This window comes from Serratia symbiotica (assembly GCF_000821185.2).
Lineage (GTDB): Bacteria > Pseudomonadota > Gammaproteobacteria > Enterobacterales > Enterobacteriaceae > Serratia > Serratia symbiotica.
In genome coordinates this window covers 943,486-961,493 of record NZ_CP050855.1, presented here as the reverse complement: position 1 = coordinate 961,493, position 18,008 = coordinate 943,486, and the positions used below count along the sequence as shown (strand labels likewise).

Below are 18,008 nucleotides of genomic sequence, written 5' to 3'. Positions count from 1 at the left end.
ACCGACAGTTCAATTTAATGCTTTCAGTTCTAATTATTCAATGGCATATTTTTGCTCTACCAGTGATGATTCATCATTTTCGTGATTGCTCAGCGGGTGCCCGAAGCTGCTCAAAGGCTTCACAACCAGTATCATAACCTTCCAGGCAGCTCAGGTTCAGCCATTGCAATGCCCTTAGCTTATTAATGGTAATAAAACCTTTTTCGCCTATTAAAAATATCATCCCAGCCCAGTATTCAGCATAACCGCTGCGGGAAAGGGACGAACTGCGTTTAAACCAAAAAGTTGCTTTCTCATTGTCCTGCGCAACTCCAACACCGTTGGCATAAATCAAACCTAAGAACATTTGTGCATCTACAGCAGAGTCATTTTCTATATCTTGTGAAGCACTTTCGAGCAACTTTATGGCACGGGGATAATTAGGTTTACCAGCCTGGGTATTAGTTAAAATGCGTGCTAGGATTACTTCCCCACGTTTACTACCGAGCTCTACAGATTGTTCTGCTAACGATTTAGCCTTCTGGAAAGCTACGACTGTGCCACTTATCTTTAGTTGTGCCAGTAATGCAAGAGCATCCATATCTCCCTGCGCAGATGATTTTGTTGCCCAGTCTTCAGCATGTTGATATTCACCAGCACTGAAAAGTGTGTCGGCAAGATAATACTGTGCTCGTCTGTCACCCACCTGTGCGTTTTGAAGATAAGGGCTCTCAGGCGTTTGGGCCCAGGCAGCTGCGATGCTCAATAAAAAAAGGATAAAAATTCTTTGCATTGAGGGAGCTCCGTCATTAGGGGGCGTAAGCGGTAAGCCGCCAAAATATGAAGTGGTCGACAAAAACTGGCCACCGCATTAGAGTTTTTCCAGTATCGGTTTTCCGATTCGTTTGGTGGTAACCCACCGTTATATTCATGCGGCCTGAGCGCGCTGTAATACCCAACGATATAGTCCGTTATTGCGTGGGCTGCATCGCTGAAGTTTATGTAACCCGTCACCGGTACCCATTCGTTCTTCAGACTCCTGAAGAAGCGCTCCATTGGGCTATTATCCCAGCAGTTTCCACGCCGACTCATACTCTGTCTGATCCGATACCTCCACAGTGACTGCCGGAACTGTCTGCTTGTGTAATGGCTGCCCTGATCGCTGTGGAACATCACTCCGGCTGGTTTTCCCCGGGCCTCCCACGCCATCTCCAGCGCTTTGATGGTCAGCCTGCTGTCCGGTGAGAACGACATTGCCCAGCCCACCGGTTTTCTCGCGAACAGGTCGAGAACAACGGCGAGGTAGGCCCAGCGCCTGCCTGTCCAGATATAGGTCACATCGCCACACCACACCTGATTAGGCTCTGTCACTGCGAACTGCCGCTCAAGGTGATTCGGGATAGCGATGTGTTCAAGGCCACCGCATTTATACCGATGAGTGGGCTGTTGACAACTGACCAGCCCCAGCTCTTTCATGAGCCTGCCGGCGAGCCATCGTCCCATCCTGAAGCCCTTCATGGTTGCCATAGTTGCGATACTCCTTGCGCCAGCAGAGCCATGGCTGACGCTATGCAGTTCCAGTACCTGGCTGCGTAATACAGCTCGTCTGCCATCTGGTTTTTCAGGACGGTTTTTCCAGTATTTGTAGCTGCTGCGATGAACCCCGAACACGTGGCAGAGTGTGACCACCGGATAATGCGCTCTGAGTTTCCCGATTATCGAGAACTGTTCAGGGAGTCTGACATCAAGAGCGCGGTAGCCTTTTTTAATATTTCGTTTTCCATTTCAATACGTTGTATTTTTTTCCTCAGCTCACGTATTTCAATTTGTTCAGGAGTAATGGGAGAGGCTTTAGGTATTTTTCCCTGCCGCTCATCACGCAACTGCTTCACCCATCGCGTCATTGTGGAAAGGCCGACATCCATAGCACTGGCTGCATCTGCCACGGTGTAGTTCTGGTCAACGACCAGTTGAGCGGATTCGCGTTTGAACTCTGCACTGAAATTTCTTTTTTTCATTGAAGCACCTGTAATGTCCTGAGGTGAGCATATCACCTCTGTTCAGGTGGCCAAATTCAGTGTGCCACTACAATATGGGTTCGACGCTCAGTAGAATGAAAACCATAAGGGCTTCCCCGAACGATCAACGCCGGTTTGATTGTTTATCTGCCGGTTATCGTCGCCAGGCTCATTGGTTGCCTCTTTTCCCTTATCTACGGGGATGACAGTAGGTTGCGAAGATGTGCGGCTAGGGTAGCAGCGAGCACAACATAACTTGCCCAGTTCTGTTGTGTTGCGTTGCGCTCAGCCCTAAATTCCCCAGCACCGTTCCCGTTGTCAAGATGGCACCAATACAGGCTTGGAAACTCGCGCCTCGCATCGCGTTGGTGGCCAGCATCTGGTTGAGGAATTGTTTACGCGTAGGGAAGCCAGATCAGGGTATGAGTAAAACATACCCTGCCACACAGGGGTTAAGCGATCCGCCAGTCAGTTATTACCCATCATTCCCGACACACCTTTAACGACGCCGAAATATGGGCACCCAGCGCCTGCCGGTTACCGGCATCGGTTAATAAAGTCACATGGTTTCCGTTAACCCGCGTCACCGTTATCCTTTCAGGCTCAAGCACCGTATCCCAGAGAAGGGCGGACGCATCCTCACGGGTATATCCCCGCTGCGTTATCCTTTTGAACCATGACGTATTTTCATCCATATACTCTTCTTTCGCCTTGAACAAATACACATCAATATCCGTCGGGGTCACGTCCACGTCCGCCACTAGCCGGGCGTGATGCTGAATACTGGCTGCGTTAATCAAATCCATATTCAGCCCGATTCTGTCCGCCTCCTCTCTTATCTCCGCAGCAGAAGGGGACTGCGCCTCACCGGCGAATGCCTCAGAAGCTGAATGTCTCATCTCCGGCAGTAACGTATCTATCAGGCCAACAAAGGCGATCTTCTCTCCATTCTCCCGCAGATGTCTGGCTATAGACCAGGCTAAAAGCCCGCCCGATGAATACCCCGCAAGATGGTAAGGCCCGTGTGGCTGAACCCTGCGGAGCATAGCCACGGCATACCCGACCACCTTCGCCAGAGTGAACCCTTTTTCCGCCAGGCCCGCCGGCCATGGCAGGGCGTAAATGGGGGACTCATTATCAATAAAACGGGCCAGTTCGTAGACATACGAATAATCACCAAAACCTGAAGGCAGGAAGAACAAAGGTGCCTGGTGACCTTCAGTTCTGACTGCAATTGCCTTATCAGACGGGTATGCCGGTGCGCCATAAATGCACTTCGCCATATCCGTTAATACCGGCGCAGCAAACACCGCCTGCAGACTCAGGGCATACCCCGCGCGGCGCAGTCGGCTCACCAGCCTCATCGCCAGCAGTGAATGCCCGCCCAGCATAAAGAAGCTGTCGTGGCGTCCCACCTGGTCGAGACCCAGCAGCGCGCACCACTGCGCCGCCAGGGCCGTCTCCATGTCACCCTGCGGCGCTTCATACTCCCCGCGCACCCGGGCGTCCTCCGTCGGTGCCGGCAGCGCCCGTTTGTCCAGCTTGCCGTTTGGCGTCAGCGGCAGGGCGTCCAGCCGCACATAGCTGCGCGGCACCATATAATCAGGCAGCGCTCCCGCCAGCCAGGCATGCAGCGCTGCGGCATCACAGGCCGTCTCCTCCGTTTTCGGCACCCACCAGGCGGCCAGGTGACGTAACGCCCCCTCACCCCGGGCCAGCACCACCGCCTCGCGAACCTGTGGGTGTGCCGCCAACCGTGCCGCCACCTCGCCCGGCTCCACACGGAACCCGCGGATCTTCACCTGCTCGTCATTACGCCCCAGGTATTCTACCGTCCCGTCCGGCAGCCAGCGCGCCAGGTCGCCGCTGCGGTACATCCGCGCCCCCGGCTCGGCACTGAACGGATCCGCCAGAAAGCGTTCGGCGGTCAGCGCTGGCCGGTTCAGGTAACCCCGTGCCACCTGCACACCGCCGATATACAGCTCGCCGACAGCCCCCACCGGCACCGGCTCCCCCTGCGGATCCAGCAGATAAATCTGTGTGTTGGCTATCGGTGTACCGATGGCTCTTTCACTGTGCAGCGGGTTGGCCGGCTCATAGCGTAATGCCGTCGCACACACTGCGGTCTCGGTCGGGCCGTAGGCATTAAAGACCACCGCCGTTTCCGCCGCACCCTGCAGCAGGGCTGCCGACGGGGACTCACCGGCGAAGACAACGTATTGCAGTGTGCTGAAGTCATCCGGATAGCGCTGGCCGAACAGGGCCGGTGGGAAGGTCGCGTGTGTCACCCCGTACTGCCTGATAAAGCCGGCAAGGCGCTGCCTGTCCTGACGGATATCATCCGGCACGATGATCAGGGTGCCACCATGGCCCAGCGCCATCACGATCTCGAAAATACTCGCATCAAAACAGGCCGAAGCGAACTGCAGGACACGGCTGTCTGTCGTCAGGCTGAACAGCGCCCCCTGTGCCTGGCAGAGATTGACCACCTGCCGGTGCTCCACCATCACCCCCTTCGGCTGACCGCTAGATCCCGAGGTGTAAATCACATACGCCAGGTGATTTGCCGACAGCCCGGCGCTTGCTGGCGTCAGATCCCCGGCGGGTAATTCCCCCGTCAGTAGCGGTACATCCTCCAGCGGGATCACCGACACTGACGGGGTGCCCAGCACCTGTAGCCCGCGCGCGTCAGCCAGCAGCAGCGTCGGCACCGCATCCCCGAGAATATAGTTCAGGCGCTCACGCGGGTAGCCCGGATCGAGCGGCACATAAGCGCCCCCGGCCTTCAGGATCCCCAGCAGGGCGACCACCATCGCGCTGCTGCGTTCGGCACACACCGCCACCCGTTCATCCGGCCCCACCCCCTGCGCCCGCAGGTAGTGCGCCAGGCGGTTGGCGCGGTCATTCAGGGCCGCATAGCTGAGCACGCCATCATCTGCCGTCACGGCCATTGCATGCGGCGTGCGCTGCACCTGCTGCTCAAACAGCCTATGCAGGCATTCGCCCTGCGGGTAGTCCACCCCGGTGGCATTCCAGTCATACAGCACGCGCTTACGCTCGGCCGTCGGCAGAATGGGCAGCTCACACACCGCTTTTTGCGGTGTGGTTTCCAGTGCCGTCACCAGCGACAGCAGCGCCTGCGCCATATAGCCGCCCACCCGGGCCGGCTCCAGCGGGGCCACGGCCTGTACCGTGACCCCCAGGGTCTCGCCGTCGTCTTCAACCGACAGCGTCACCGGGTAGTTGCTCCGCTCCTGCTCATCCAGCCACTGGACGCCCTCTATTTCAGTGGTGGTCTCGTTGCTCTGGTTATGGCGGTAGTTCAGCAGGGCATTGAACAGCGGGGCTTCACCCACCACGCCACTGCACTGCTGGGCCAGCGACAACGTGGCCTGCTCATGGGCCAGCAGCGCCCCCAGCCGGGCATGCACCGCACGGACGGCCTCTTGCGCTCCCGTGCCGTTGATATCGACCCGTACCGGCAGGGTGTTGATCAGCAGTCCCACCATGTCTTCGCTTTCCGCCCCGCTGCGACCCAGCAGCACCGTGCCAAACACCCCCTGTTCGCAGTGGCTGCTGCGTGACAGCACCAGCGCCCAGCCCAGGTGACACAGGCTGGCCAGGCTCACCCCGAGGCGGGCCGCCTGGGCGCGCAGCCGGCGGTTCAGCGCCGCCGGCAACCTCTGCCGTGACTCGGTGGTGTCGGCCCGTCCAGCCGGACATCATTCAGCCCGAAGGCCAGTACCGGCTCGGTCACATCGCCCAGCATCTCACGGAAGAAGCGCTGTGAACGCGCCCGCAAACCTTTCTGTCGCCCTGCGGCAATCAGCTTACGGAACGGCGGCGGTGGCGGCAGCGCTGCCCGCGCTGATGCCGTTAACCCCCCTTCACGGTGCAATATATCTAGCGAAACATGGTCAGCTATCAGGTGATGCAGCTTCATAACCCCGACACACTCACCCTGATCGCCGTCGGCAACCACCAGGTGCAGCAACGGGGCCTGCTCCAGCCTCAATGGCGTGCCTTGTGCATACTGCAGCAGTTGTACCGCCACTGCTTCACCCTCAGCATCAGGCCGGAACTGTTCAACGTCCAGTCTGGCCGCACGCAGCACCACCTGAACCGGCTCTTGCAGCCCTTCATGGAATATCGCCGTGCGCAGGCTGTCATGCCGGTCGATACTGAACTGCAGGGTGCTGATATAACGCGTCAGCGCTGCCTGAGTGTCAAAACGCAACAACAGCCGCAGCACGTAAGGGTCATGGTCTTCATCGAGCAGGCGGTGAAACAGCATCCCCTCCTGCAACGCCGACAGGGCGTAGATGTCCTGGATATTCGCTATCCCCCCCGGCACCCGGGCGACAATACTGTCGATCTCGGCCTGCGTCAGGGTGGCCAGCGGTAACATCTCCGGGGTAAGGGCGGTCACCTGCGGGGTAATGACGTTCGGCGGGACTGGCACCTCCCGGTGCCCTGTGTCACAGGCCGCTGCCATCTCTGCCAGCAGCGGGGCGGCAAATACCGCTTGCAGACTCAGGGCATAACCCTGCCTCTGTAAATGACTGATCAGGCGCACCGCCAGCAGTGAATGCCCGCCCAGCATAAAGAAGCTGTCGTGGCGTCCCACCTGGTCGAGACCCAGCAGCGCGCACCACTGCGCCGCCAGGATCGTCTCCACGTCACCTTGCGGCGCTTCATACTCCCCGCGCACCCGGGCGTCCTCCGTCGGTGCCGGCAGCGCCCGTCTATCCAGCTTGCCGTTTGGCGTCAGCGGCAGGGCGTCCAGCCGCACATAGCTGCGCGGCACCATGTAATCAGGCAGCGCTCCCGCCAACCAGGCACGCAGTGACGCGGCATCACAGGCCGTCTCCTCCGTTTCCGGCACCCACCAGGCGGCCAGGTGACGGGCCTCCCCCTCGCCCCGGGCCAGCACCACCGCTTCGCGGATCTGCGGGTGTGCCGCCAGCCGTGCCGCCACCTCGCCTGGCTCCACACGGAACCCGCGGATCTTCACCTGCTCGTCATTACGCCCCAGGTATTCCACCGTCCCGTCCGGCAGCCAGCGCGCCAGGTCGCCGCTGCGGTACATCCGCGCCCCCGGCTCGGCACTGAACGGATCCGCCAGAAAGCGTTCGGCGGTCAGCGCTGGCCGGTTCAGGTAACCCCGTGCCACCTGCACACCGCCGATATACAGCTCGCCGACAGCCCCCACCGGCACCGGCTCCCCCTGCGGATCCAGCAGATAAATCCGCGTGTTGGCTATCGGTGTACCGATGGCTCTTTCACTGTGCAGCGGGTTGGCCGGCTCATAGCGTAATGCCGTCGCACACACCGCAGTCTCGGTCGGGCCGTAGGCATTAAAGACCACCGCCGTTTCCGCCGCGCCCTGCAGCAGGGCTGCCGACGGGGACTCACCGGCGAAGACAACGTATTGCAGTGTGCTGAAGTCATCCGGATAGCGCTGGCCGAACAGGGCCGGTGGGAAGGTCGCATGCGTCACCCCGTACTGCCTGATAAAGCCGGCAAGGCGCTGCCTGTCCTGACGGATATCATCCGGCACGATGATCAGGGTGCCACCATGGCCCAGCGTTATCACGATCTCGGAAATACTCGCATCAAAACAGGCCGAAGCGAACTGCAGGACACGGCTGTCTGTCGTCACGCTGAACAGCGTCCCCTGTGCCTGGCAGAGATTGACCACCTGCCGGTGCTCCACCATCACCCCCTTCGGCTGACCGCTAGATCCCGAGGTGTAAATCACATACGCCAGGTGACGTTCAGACAGGCTCAGGGCTGCCGGTGTCAGGTTATCTTCCGGCAGCCCGCCGGTCAGTGCGGCGAGGTCGTCCAGCGGGATCACCGGCACCGACGGGGTGTCCAGCACCTGCAGCCCGCGCGCGTCAGCCAGCAGCAGCGTCGGGGCTGCATCCCCGAGAATATAGTTCAGGCGCTCACGCGGGTAGCCCGGATCGAGCGGCACATAAGCGCCCCCGGCCTTCAGGATCCCCAGCAGGGCGACCACCATCGCGCTGCTGCGTTCGGCACACACCGCCACCCGTTCATCCGGCCCCACCCCCTGCGCCCGCAGGTAATGCGCCAGGCGGTTGGCGCGGTTATTCAGGGCCGCATAGCTGAGCGTCTCCCCTTCCGCTGTCACGGCCATTGCATGCGGTGTACGCTGCACCTGCTGCTCAAACAGCCTGTGCAGGCATTCGCCCTGCGGGTAGTCCACCCCGGTGGCGTTCCAGTCATACAGCACGCACTTACGCTCGGCCGCCGGCAGAATGGGCAGCTCACACACCGCTTTTTGCGGTGTGGTTTCCAGTGCCGTCACCAGCGACAGCAGCGCCTGCGCCATATAGCCGCCCACCCGGGCCGGCTCCAGCGGGGACACGGCCTGTACCGTGACCCCCAGGGTCTCGCCGTCGTCGTCAACCGACAGGGTTACCGGGTAATGGGTTCGCGCCTGTTCATCCAGCCACTGGGCGTCCTCTATTTCAACGGTGGTCTCGTTGCTCTGGCTATGGCGGTAGTTCAGCAGGGCATTGAACAGCGGGGCTTCTCCTCCCACGCCACTGCACCGGAGCGCCAGCGACAGGGGCGTCTGCTGATGGGCCTGTAATGCCTCCAGCCGCGCAAATACCTGGCGAGCAGCCTCTTCTGTCCCCGTCTCACGGATATCCACACGAATAGGTAATATGCCCCTGTGCGCCCGCAGTCCTGTGCCAAACACCACCTGCTCACAGTGGCTGCTGCGTGACAGCACCAGCGCCCAGCCCAGGTGACAGAGGCTTTCCAGACTGACCCCGAGGCGCGCTGCCTGACGACGTAACCGGGTATTCAGCTCCTGCCTGAGCATAAACCCCGATGCCGTCATGATTAACTCTCCTGGTGGGGTGCTACTCTGGCCAAATGCCAGTACAGCCTCGGTCACACTACTCAGCATTTCACGGAAGAACTGTTCTGAATTACTTTCCGTATAACCCTTAGTTCCTTCGTTCTTGTCAATCATGAGACGGCTCCATTGTTCGTAATATCAAAAGTGGTGTGACTGCGACGGGTTTACTGAGGGAGTAAAGTGTCACGTATATAAAGCAAGCTAACTGATACCCTCACCATCAGGTGAGAGCAGGAACGGGTGAATAACTGAAGTCACGGTTAAAATAGGCCCGGGCACGCTACGTTGGTGTTGCGAACACGTCAGTTTTGCGCTGCGAAAATGAGAAGCGTTCTCTGGCCTGTTGATTTTTAAAACGCTGTGACGGGTAATGGGGGATGCATCGGGAGCCGTTGAATATATCTTTTCACGCAAAAAATAAGGAAAAAAAAACGAAGAATATATTTTTACACTAAAAGTAAGAGACTCGAGAATATATTTCCCTGCGAAGAAAGTGACACCCTTAAGAAAAGAGAGAACCATAAAACCGCACTGCTTAAAACATGCAGCATATATATGGCCTTGCAACTTCAGAAAAAACTCGTCATCCATTGACATACCTGAATTTCTCCATGATTCTCTGTAACTGTCCGCCTATTAAAGGTGACAATTTAGACGTTCACCCAACTCGATAATAAAACGACTCATTGCTAACTGTCAGTTCTGGATCGGCATATTCCATTTTTTCGACACCGCCTGGATCCCCAGATAAATCACTTTTCGCACTGAGTCGTCTGTTAGGATCACTTTACGCTTCTTAATCACTTGTCGGATCACACTATTCAGCGATTCGATAGCGTTGGTCGTATAGATAGCCTTGCAAATATCAGCGGGATAAACGAATTTTGAAGACCCCAGTTTTTCAGCTCGGTCAACACATTGAGCCAGAACTTCGCTCCTTATTAACCTGCACAAAAATCACTCATAACATATCATTTTTACTGATAATAGACAGTGTTTCAAAACATTCAATTCTAATCTAAAAGAAAATACTCACCACCGCATCAACACCCCAAAGTAATAAAATAAAAATCAAACAATTACAAAGAAGTATGCATACAACTAGACTTGCAACTACCCACAATGATATTTGGAGTATCGGGTCGCGCAAGGGAACTTCCCCCCTGCGCTCCCACGGAACCGGACGTGACAGTCTCCCGTCATCCGGCTCTTGTCGTTGACCGTTCACGCCGCGTACAAATTTCCCAGTGTGCAAACCGGCAGGGCTTAGCGCTCTGTATCCTTCTCAACCATTCATATACCTGAGCCAGGCTACCCTGTACCCGCTTATATTTGCGGGCGACCCATTTCACAAGGTGCAGATCTATATGACTGGCTATACAGTCCATCGCTGACCGATAAAAGCGCCCAGAGTAATTAATCCAGCCTCGTAACATGGGATTGAGCCAGCGTGCCATTACTTCCAGAGACAACGGGGTTTTGTGACTCAGATCCCAGCCCCGTACCGTCTGCCGGTGTGCCCCGCATTGGTACTCAGGCGCTCGCAGGGTTTCCGCTCGACGCCGCTCCCTTCGCATCGGGACGACAGGTTCCCTCGTTCCATGCCAGAGCCTGTGTTGTGCTCATGCTGTCTCTATGCCGGATGCCGACCAGCCAGTAACCAGATAACCGCTGGACTTATCACGCACCGCTTAGAAAGCGCATTTTTGACATCATCTTGTTCCTTCCGACACTGCATCTACAGTTCACTCTCGTTCATCTTCACAACACATACATGACGCATCTGACTGCGCCTTTTCTCTGACGCTCACCACCACCGCTCTTAACGGCAGCAGCTCAGAGTAGTTTGAAGGCTGCGTCTGGACACCGCCTCCGAGGGGCCTACCCTCATCTCTCGCACAGCATTGCACCCTTATTTGCCACAGGGTGCATTCGTGGCACACCTACGCCGGAACCCCCAGATTTTTCCGGCGGCATGAAGTTACCGTTCCTGCCGTCTTCCTTCAGCTTCCTGGGTCAGTCGATGGTTGATGCCCTGGCGAATAATAAGAGGAGAAGAAAATTATGCTTCCCGCTTCATTGAGCTGATGTGCGAAAAGGCATCGCAGTTGAAAATAGCGCAACAACTGGCACTCGACTTCTATCAGATCCTGAAAGCCAAAAACAAACCACGACTGAACAAGTGGTTCACCAATGTCAGCAGAAGTGGACTCGTTGAGCTAGAGCATGTTGAGGCCGGGATGGAGGCTGATTCAGCAGTAATATACGAGGCTATCAATAGCAAGTGGAGTAACGGCGTTGTAGTGTAGAGGGCCGTGTAAACCGCCTGAAGATGTTGAAACGTCAGATGTATGATCACGCCGGGTTTTCGAGCTACTACGACGGCGTGTAATATGCGCTCTGGGGTGAAAACTTCCGACGTTGCAATGATTTTTTAGCGTGACACAGAATTCTGAACGTTCTCAAATCTTCTGTGTTTCGCATTTATCGTTAGCGATTCCGTTGGAACAGCGACATTCCCTGCATATCGCTGAATGTTTTGTACGATGCCTGCAATGCGGCCTGCTGCATGTAGTAAGACGAGATTGACTCGGCCATATCCGCATCCGTCAACGCACTCATTTGGATCTTGCTGGTCATATCACGTTCCTGGCCGATGTCATCCAACTGATCCAATTCCTTCAATTGGCAACCCAGCTCGGATCGCACGCTGAGCACTTTGTTGTACGAGTTGTCCAAACCACGGTTGGCTTTAGCCAAGGCATCATCCACTTGTTTCCTGGCGGCGTCATCCGCATTCTGTAACGGGGTCTTAAGCGCGTTCAATGCGATGTCGATGCTCTCGAATACGTTAGAAACCGATGGACTGCCGTCCGGTTCAGGTTTTGGGTTACTGGTCAGCGACATGAACACCACATTGCCGATATGACCAACGGTCATAGTGCGGTTGGCATCCACCTTCTGCTCAACCGCCTTATCACCGCCTTTATAGAGAACTTTACCGCCCTCTTCGACAAAGGGGGGTTTGTCGTTCATATAGCCGCCGAACATATAACGGCCATTACCATCGGTGCCGTTGGCCTGATTGAGCAGTTGCTCTTTCAGCCCCTGCAATTCGGTGACCAGCGAGGCGCGGTCATTATCGCTTCCTGTACCACCAGCGCGGACGATTAGCCCCTTAATGTCCGTAATGGTAGAAGTGACACCCTGCAACCCGGTTTCTTCCATCGAGACGTTCTGCCGGGCGAAGGTGCGTGCCAAGGCGTACTGGTTGTTCTCAGCCTGTGACTGTGACAACATCACTGCCTGCGATGCCGCCTGCGGATCGTCAGACGGATTGATCACTTTCTTGCCAGTTGAAAGCTGCTCAGCTGCCTTCATAAACAGCGACTGGGTGCCGGTGATACCGGTCATGTTCTGTTGGTACATCATGCTGGTGCTCATGCGCATGCTGTGGGTTCCTCAAAATTCAAAATGAGTGACCGGTAGCCCCGGTCAGCAACTAAATCAACGGATATTCAACAATGCGTCGAACATTGAGCTGGCAGTATGAATCACCTGCGCATTAGCCATGTAATATTGCTGGAAACGCAACAGCGCGCCGTACTCTTCATCCAGATTAACGCCGGAAATCGACTGCTGCTGGTTAGTCAACTGTTTGACGATACTGCCCTGCGAGGTGGCAGCAACCTTGGCGGCAGCCGTCTGGTTGCCGATATTGCTGACCATGCTGGCGTATGCACCACTGAAAGTCGCTTTGCCGTCCACCAAAATTTTGGTTTGCAGGTCGATCAGGTGCTTAGCGTTTTCATTATCGCCCCGCCCGCTGTCAGCCTTGCCGGCTGCGGCAATTTTCGATGGATCGCTGATCGCCACTTTTAAGCTGCCCGCCACATCACTGACCGGCTTAACAATGAAACTGTCTTTGTTCTGGGCATTGCCTTTGATACTGACCTGTAGGCCATCAAAGCTCAGCGTCGGCTTGCCGTCAGCATCCGCGCCTGCAGTGGCGTTGACCTTAACATTGTCCGGTAGGCGGCTGACCTGCCAGTTGCTGCCGTCAAATTCGACGCGATAATCTTGGGCTTTCACCTTGTGAGTATCGCTATAGGACACGGACAGCGAGGCGCTACCGGTGTTGTGGGTGTTATCCACCACATGGCTACCGCTGAAGCTGAAGAAGTCGCTGCCAGCCTTACCGTTAAGATCGAAACCTGCGTGGTGCTGCTGGTTAAACTTGTCCGCCAGCACCAAGGCAATTTGCCCCAATTGGTTGCGGGTGCCATCGAGCGTTTCGCTGCGGAACTTCAACACACCGTTGAGGATGCCACTGCTGATTTGCGCTTCTGGTACTTCGCTGGCACCCTGACCATGGTTATAGCCGAGGGTCATACGAGCAGGATCGCTGCTAGAAGGCACCGCCGACACCTGATAGGTGTTGTTGCCTTGCACCAGAGTCAAGCCGTTGGCGAACGAGACGGTATAGTCTCCACCATCCTGCTCAGTCACCTGCACGCCAACCACTTTATTTAGCTCGGTCACCAGTTGATCGCGCTGATCCAGTAAGGCATTCGGCTCGCCACCACTGCCGCGCAGACGTGTAATTTCGTCGTTCAGTTTGGCGATCTGCTGGCTGTAGCTGTTAATCTGCTGCGCGCAGTCGCCGATTTGCTGATTAATGCCACTGTCCATATCGCGCAAGTATTTGTCAGTGTTATTGAACTGGTTAACCAAGCCGTTAGCCTTGCCCAGTACCGTCTGACGCGCCGCATCATCGCCAGAGTGGCTCACCAGGTTCTGCAAGTTGGTAAAAAAATCTTGCATGTTGTTCGACAAGCTGTTGGTTTTACTCGCCAGTAGGTTGTCTATCTGTGAGATTTTTTCGTGGTAGGCGTTATGCGCTTCAGCATTGCCTTGTGCGTGGCGCAACTGATTGGTGATGAACTGGTTGTATTCACGGTTGACACTGGTGACGGTCACGCCGTTACCAACAAAACCGTTAGTTATTTGCGTGCCACCATTTTGCGCCAGAATAGCAGTCTGACGGTTATAGCCCGCCACGTTGTAGTTGGAAATGTTGTTGCTGACAGTGCTGAGCGCCACCTGAGCCGCATTCAGCCCACTCATCGCGGTATTGATTAAGCTATTGGACATTGGGATTCCTTGATTTTGCGGCACCTGTGGCCTACAGGGTTCATTCGTTTGCTGAACCATTCGCTCAGCCTGTCTCGGTTATCGACAAAAACGGGCAAAACTTGAGAAAAAAATCGGCGGCTACACAGTCAGAACAACTCTCGTACATCGCGAGTGTAAGCTTTCACTGCCTGCGCACCAGCCTGTTTCATCTGTTGGATCACGCTGACCAGTTTGCTGGCGTAATGCGGGTCGGTGGCATACCCCGCCCGCTGCAAGGCATGCGCCGCCTGCTCTGGGCTACGGGCGTTGACCACCCCAGCATAGCGTGGGTTGTTAGCCAGCAGTTTAACGTAGTCGTTCATCGCTTCGACATAAGAGCCGTAGACACGGAATGCCGCTTTGACCTTCTTCGCTGCCCCTTGCTCGAACTCAGTGGTGGTAATTTCGGTTACCGGGCCATTCCAACTCCTCCCCGCCTTAATACCGAACAGGTTGTGGCTCGGTGAGCCATCAGTAGTCGGGATCTCGCGCTGACCCCAACCGGATTCCAGCGCTGCTTGTGCCAGGATCAACTGATGCGGAATGCCGCTCTGCTGGCTGGCGACACGTGCCGGAACCGACAGACGGGCGACGAAGTTGCCGTTGTTGGACGGTGGCACAGCAAGGGGGGCTGGCACCGCGCGGCGAACCATCTGCGCCAGTGCCTGTTGTGGTAGCGTTTGCAATACCTCGTTGTCCAGCGCCATCGGCGACAAGCCCGCCGTTTCGCTCGGCACGTTATTGACGTTGCTCATCTGTTTGACCATCATATCGGCCAGTCCCAAGCCCTTCTGCGACATCTGCTGGGCGATCTGCTGGTCATACAGCGAGGTGTAAAGCCGCGTCTGATCGCTGCTCAGCACCCCGTCCTGCGGCAATGCAGCGCGCATACTCTTTAACATCATCTGCACGAACATGCCTTCTACCTGCTGCGCTACCTGTTTCAGGTTGCCCTGCGGATCGGTGGCGGCATCGCGTTTCAGTCCGTTCAGTGCCTGGGCGTCATAGGCCGCGCCCGACATCGCCATTAGATCGCCCGCCATCAAATGATTTCCAGCTTCGCGCGCAGGCAGCCAGCGCTCTGCATCGCTTGTAAGATCGACATTAAATCATTCGGCGTGGCACCCAGCGCGTTCAGTGCACGGATCACGCTGTTCAGGTTGGCACTGGCATTAACCTTTTGCAGTACCCCACCCTGCTGCTGTACCGAAATCTGAGTGTTCGGTGTCACTACCGTCTGGCCACCGCCAAGCGGCGTATCCGGCTGGCTAACCGTATTTTGCTGTTCGACCACCACCGATAGGTTGCCCTGTGCCACCGCACAGGCGTCCAAAATCACATCGCGGTTCATCACTACCGAGCCAGTACGTGAGTTGATCACTACCTTGGCATCGATCGCGCCAACTCTGACGTTGATATTCTGAATTTCTGCCAAGAAACGCACCTGCGAGCTATTGCCCTGCGGCACTCGCACCTGAATGGTGCGGGCGTCGAGCGGCGATGCGATACCGCCGCCACGTTGACGATTGATGGCATCACTGATCTGCTGCGCCAGGGTGAAATCTTCGTCATTCAGTTGCAGGTTGATCACCTCGCCACTGCCAAAGGTGGTCGGCAGTTCACGTTCGATGATAGCACCATTGCTGATGCGCCCCCCCGTCAGTTGATTGACCTGTACGCTGCCGCCACCAGCAGAAGCACCAGCCCCCCCGACCAGTATGTTACCCTGCGCCAGTGCGTAGATTTGGTTATCCACGCCTTTCAGCGGCGTCATCAGTAGGGTGCCGCCACGCAGGCTTTTGGCATTGCCCATTGAGGACACCACTACGTCGATATTTTGCCCAACACGCGAGAACGGCGGCAGCTTGGCCGTTACCATCACCGCCGCCACGTTTTTTAACTGCATATTGGTACCCGGCGGCACGGTAATACCCAGCTGCGACAACATGTTGCCGAGGCTTTGGGTTGTGAAGGGGGTCTGCATGGTCTGGTCACCAGAGCCGTCCAGTCCCACCACCAGTCCATAACCGATCAAGGCGTTGTCACGTACACCCTGCACCGTCACCAGATCGCGAATGCGTTCCGCCATCACCGGTAAGCTCGTCGCACCAATCAGCAGCGCCAGGAGAATTTTGTTTAACATTAAGACCTCATTCGTCTTAGAACCTATCCCAATAGGCCATTTTATTTGCCATGTTGGCTCTGGACAGTGCTCACCATCCCCAGGTACTCCCTGTACGCTGCGGTTGTTGCGCGCTGTCCGTGTGCAAACTGGCTGCAACAATTTATGCCTCCTGGGATAGGCGCTTAGCCAAAAGGCGTGCGGTTGCCAGGTTTAGGATGGTAAGCCATGCCGCCGATATTCAAAACGGTGAAACATTCAAGAAGAAGCGTTGTAACCAGCCCATGGTCTGCGCCTCGTTGATATAGCCGCTACCGACATACTCAATGCGCGCATCTGCCACTTGGGTGGAAGTGACCGAGTTAGTGCCGCTGACAGTACGTGGATTAACCACCCCGGAAAAACGAATAAATTCGGTACCTTGATTAATGGCGATTTGTTTTTCACCCACTACATGCAAATTGCCGTTAACCAACACCTGATTGACCGTTACGGTGATGGTGCCTCTGAAGGTATTGTTGGCGTTGGCAGCGCCTTTTCCGCCGAAGGTGTTGTCACCAGAGATATCCATATCGGCACGCGCATTACCCAATAACCCTTCCAGATAACGCGGCACGGTAGCAACGCCGAATTTACTGGCACCCTTGCGGCTGGCGTTAGCGGAGGAGCTTTTGCTGGCGCTGACGTTTTCCTGCAAGATAATGGTTAGCATATCGCCAACATTTCGTGGGCGACGATCTTCAAACAGCGGTTGATAGCCGTAGTTCATTGGCTGCACCGCTTGGAAAATCGAACCGTTTGGTTGCGGTGTACCCATCGGCGCGGGCTGCGCTGTAGTCGCGCCATCCACCAGAGGTTTATGCGGAATATAGGCGCAGCCGCTCAGCGTCAGCATTACCAGCCCCGTCAGCCAGTATTTCCCCTGCGGCAGCAGGGTAGCCATCGAATATGTGGTTACCACAGGTATCGCCTTTGTTTCACTCAATTGGGGTGATAGGCGCAGCAACGTGTGAACTGCGCCCGTCAATTACAGTTGCGTCAATTTTTGCAACATCTGATCGGAGGTCGATACCGCCTTGCTGTTAATTTCGTAAGCGCGCTGGGTCTGAATCATATTGACCAATTCCTCCGCCACGTTAACGTTGGAGGTTTCCACATAGCCCTGATACAGCAAGCCAGCGCCGTTCAGCCCCGGAGTGCTCTCATTCGGCGCACCTGAGCTTTCGGTTTCCCGATACAAGTTTTCACCCACGCTTTCCAGGCCGCTGTCGTTGACGAAACTGGTGAGCGTGAGTTGACCCACCTGCTGAGCAGCGGTTTGCCCCTGCTGGGTGACGCTGACAATGCCGTCACGGCCAACGGTAATGCTCAGGGCGTTAGCCGGAATGGTGATCGCCGGCTGCACCGGGAAACCGCTAGCAGTGACTAACTGGCCATTCTGGTCGATCTGAAATGAACCGTCGCGAGTATAAGCCTGGCTACCATCCGGCAACATCACCTGGAAGAAGCCCTGTCCCTTAATGGCAATGTCTTTGCTATTGTTGGTCTGCGATAGGTTGCCTTGGCTGTGCAGGCGTTCGGTCGCCACCGGGCGCACGCCAGTGCCAATCTGCAAGCCAGAAGGCAGCGTGGTCTGTTCGGAAGACTGCGCCCCCGGCTGACGCAGGGTCTGGTAAAGCAGATCTTCAAACACCGCGCGCTGACGTTTAAAGCCGTTGGTGCTGACGTTAGCCAGGTTATTGGCAATTACGTCCATATTGGTCTGCTGCGCATCCAGACCGGTCTTGGCAATCCATAACGATGGGATCATTAATTA

General features: G+C 56.2%; 11 protein-coding genes and 3 pseudogenes. 1 reads left to right on the top strand and 13 read right to left on the bottom strand.

The window, feature by feature from the left end:
* Positions 1-73: 73 nt before the first annotated feature.
* From SYMBAF_RS05035 to SYMBAF_RS05005, 7 genes and pseudogenes are all read right to left on the bottom strand, one after another.
* A complete protein-coding gene (locus SYMBAF_RS05035) occupies positions 74-772 on the bottom strand; it encodes a tetratricopeptide repeat protein (protein WP_040266338.1) in 699 nt (232 codons plus the stop codon).
* A 62-nt stretch (positions 773-834) separates the two neighbouring features.
* Positions 835-1,997: pseudogene (locus tag SYMBAF_RS05030) on the bottom strand (IS3 family transposase); the annotation flags it as partial.
* Between the two features lie 482 nt (positions 1,998-2,479).
* Positions 2,480-5,677 carry a non-ribosomal peptide synthetase gene (locus tag SYMBAF_RS05025; RefSeq protein WP_185899921.1) on the bottom strand — a complete coding sequence of 1,066 codons (3,198 nt, stop codon included), beginning with the start codon at positions 5,675-5,677 and terminating at the stop codon, positions 2,480-2,482.
* On the bottom strand, positions 5,662-9,009 hold the full coding sequence (locus tag SYMBAF_RS05020; RefSeq protein WP_185899920.1) for a non-ribosomal peptide synthetase: 3,348 nt from the start codon (positions 9,007-9,009) through the stop codon (positions 5,662-5,664). Before SYMBAF_RS05020 ends, SYMBAF_RS05025 begins: the two co-directional genes overlap by 16 nt.
* A gap of 87 nt (positions 9,010-9,096) precedes the next feature.
* Positions 9,097-9,486 carry a hypothetical protein gene (locus SYMBAF_RS05015; protein WP_152609169.1) on the bottom strand — a complete coding sequence of 130 codons (390 nt, stop codon included), beginning with the start codon at positions 9,484-9,486 and terminating at the stop codon, positions 9,097-9,099.
* Positions 9,487-9,591: 105 nt separating this feature from the next.
* Positions 9,592-9,777: pseudogene (locus tag SYMBAF_RS05010) on the bottom strand (transposase); the annotation flags it as partial.
* Between the two features lie 317 nt (positions 9,778-10,094).
* Entirely contained in the window at positions 10,095-10,352 is a 258-nt protein-coding gene (locus SYMBAF_RS05005; protein ID WP_237162954.1) for a group II intron maturase-specific domain-containing protein, read from the bottom strand.
* 537 nt (positions 10,353-10,889) lie between these two features.
* Here SYMBAF_RS05005 and SYMBAF_RS04995 point away from each other — a divergent pair.
* A pseudogene (locus tag SYMBAF_RS04995) lies at positions 10,890-11,304 on the top strand (transposase); the annotation flags it as partial.
* An 81-nt stretch (positions 11,305-11,385) separates the two neighbouring features.
* Here the strand turns inward: SYMBAF_RS04995 and flgL are convergent.
* The 6 genes from flgL to flgG form a co-directional block, all read right to left on the bottom strand.
* Positions 11,386-12,345: a flagellar hook-associated protein FlgL gene (flgL, locus tag SYMBAF_RS04990; protein ID WP_040266345.1), complete on the bottom strand. Its 960-nt coding sequence runs from the start codon at positions 12,343-12,345 to the stop codon at positions 11,386-11,388.
* Between the two features lie 57 nt (positions 12,346-12,402).
* On the bottom strand, positions 12,403-14,049 hold the full coding sequence (gene flgK, locus SYMBAF_RS04985) for a flagellar hook-associated protein FlgK (protein WP_040266346.1): 1,647 nt from the start codon (positions 14,047-14,049) through the stop codon (positions 12,403-12,405).
* 128 nt (positions 14,050-14,177) lie between these two features.
* A complete protein-coding gene (flgJ, locus tag SYMBAF_RS04980) occupies positions 14,178-15,113 on the bottom strand; it encodes a flagellar assembly peptidoglycan hydrolase FlgJ (protein ID WP_040266348.1) in 936 nt (311 codons plus the stop codon).
* Positions 15,113-16,213, bottom strand: a complete 1,101-nt coding sequence (locus tag SYMBAF_RS04975; protein WP_040266350.1) for a flagellar basal body P-ring protein FlgI — start codon at positions 16,211-16,213, stop codon at positions 15,113-15,115. Before SYMBAF_RS04975 ends, flgJ begins: the two co-directional genes overlap by 1 nt.
* A gap of 220 nt (positions 16,214-16,433) precedes the next feature.
* The gene (locus tag SYMBAF_RS04970) at positions 16,434-17,135 is read right to left on the bottom strand and encodes a flagellar basal body L-ring protein FlgH (RefSeq protein ID WP_040266352.1); all 702 of its coding nucleotides are present in this window, start codon (positions 17,133-17,135) and stop codon (positions 16,434-16,436) included.
* 84 nt (positions 17,136-17,219) lie between these two features.
* Positions 17,220-18,002 (bottom strand): flagellar basal-body rod protein FlgG, encoded by a 783-nt coding sequence (flgG, locus tag SYMBAF_RS04965; RefSeq protein WP_040266354.1) that lies wholly within the window; start codon positions 18,000-18,002, stop codon positions 17,220-17,222.
* Between the last annotated feature and the right edge of the window lie 6 nt (positions 18,003-18,008).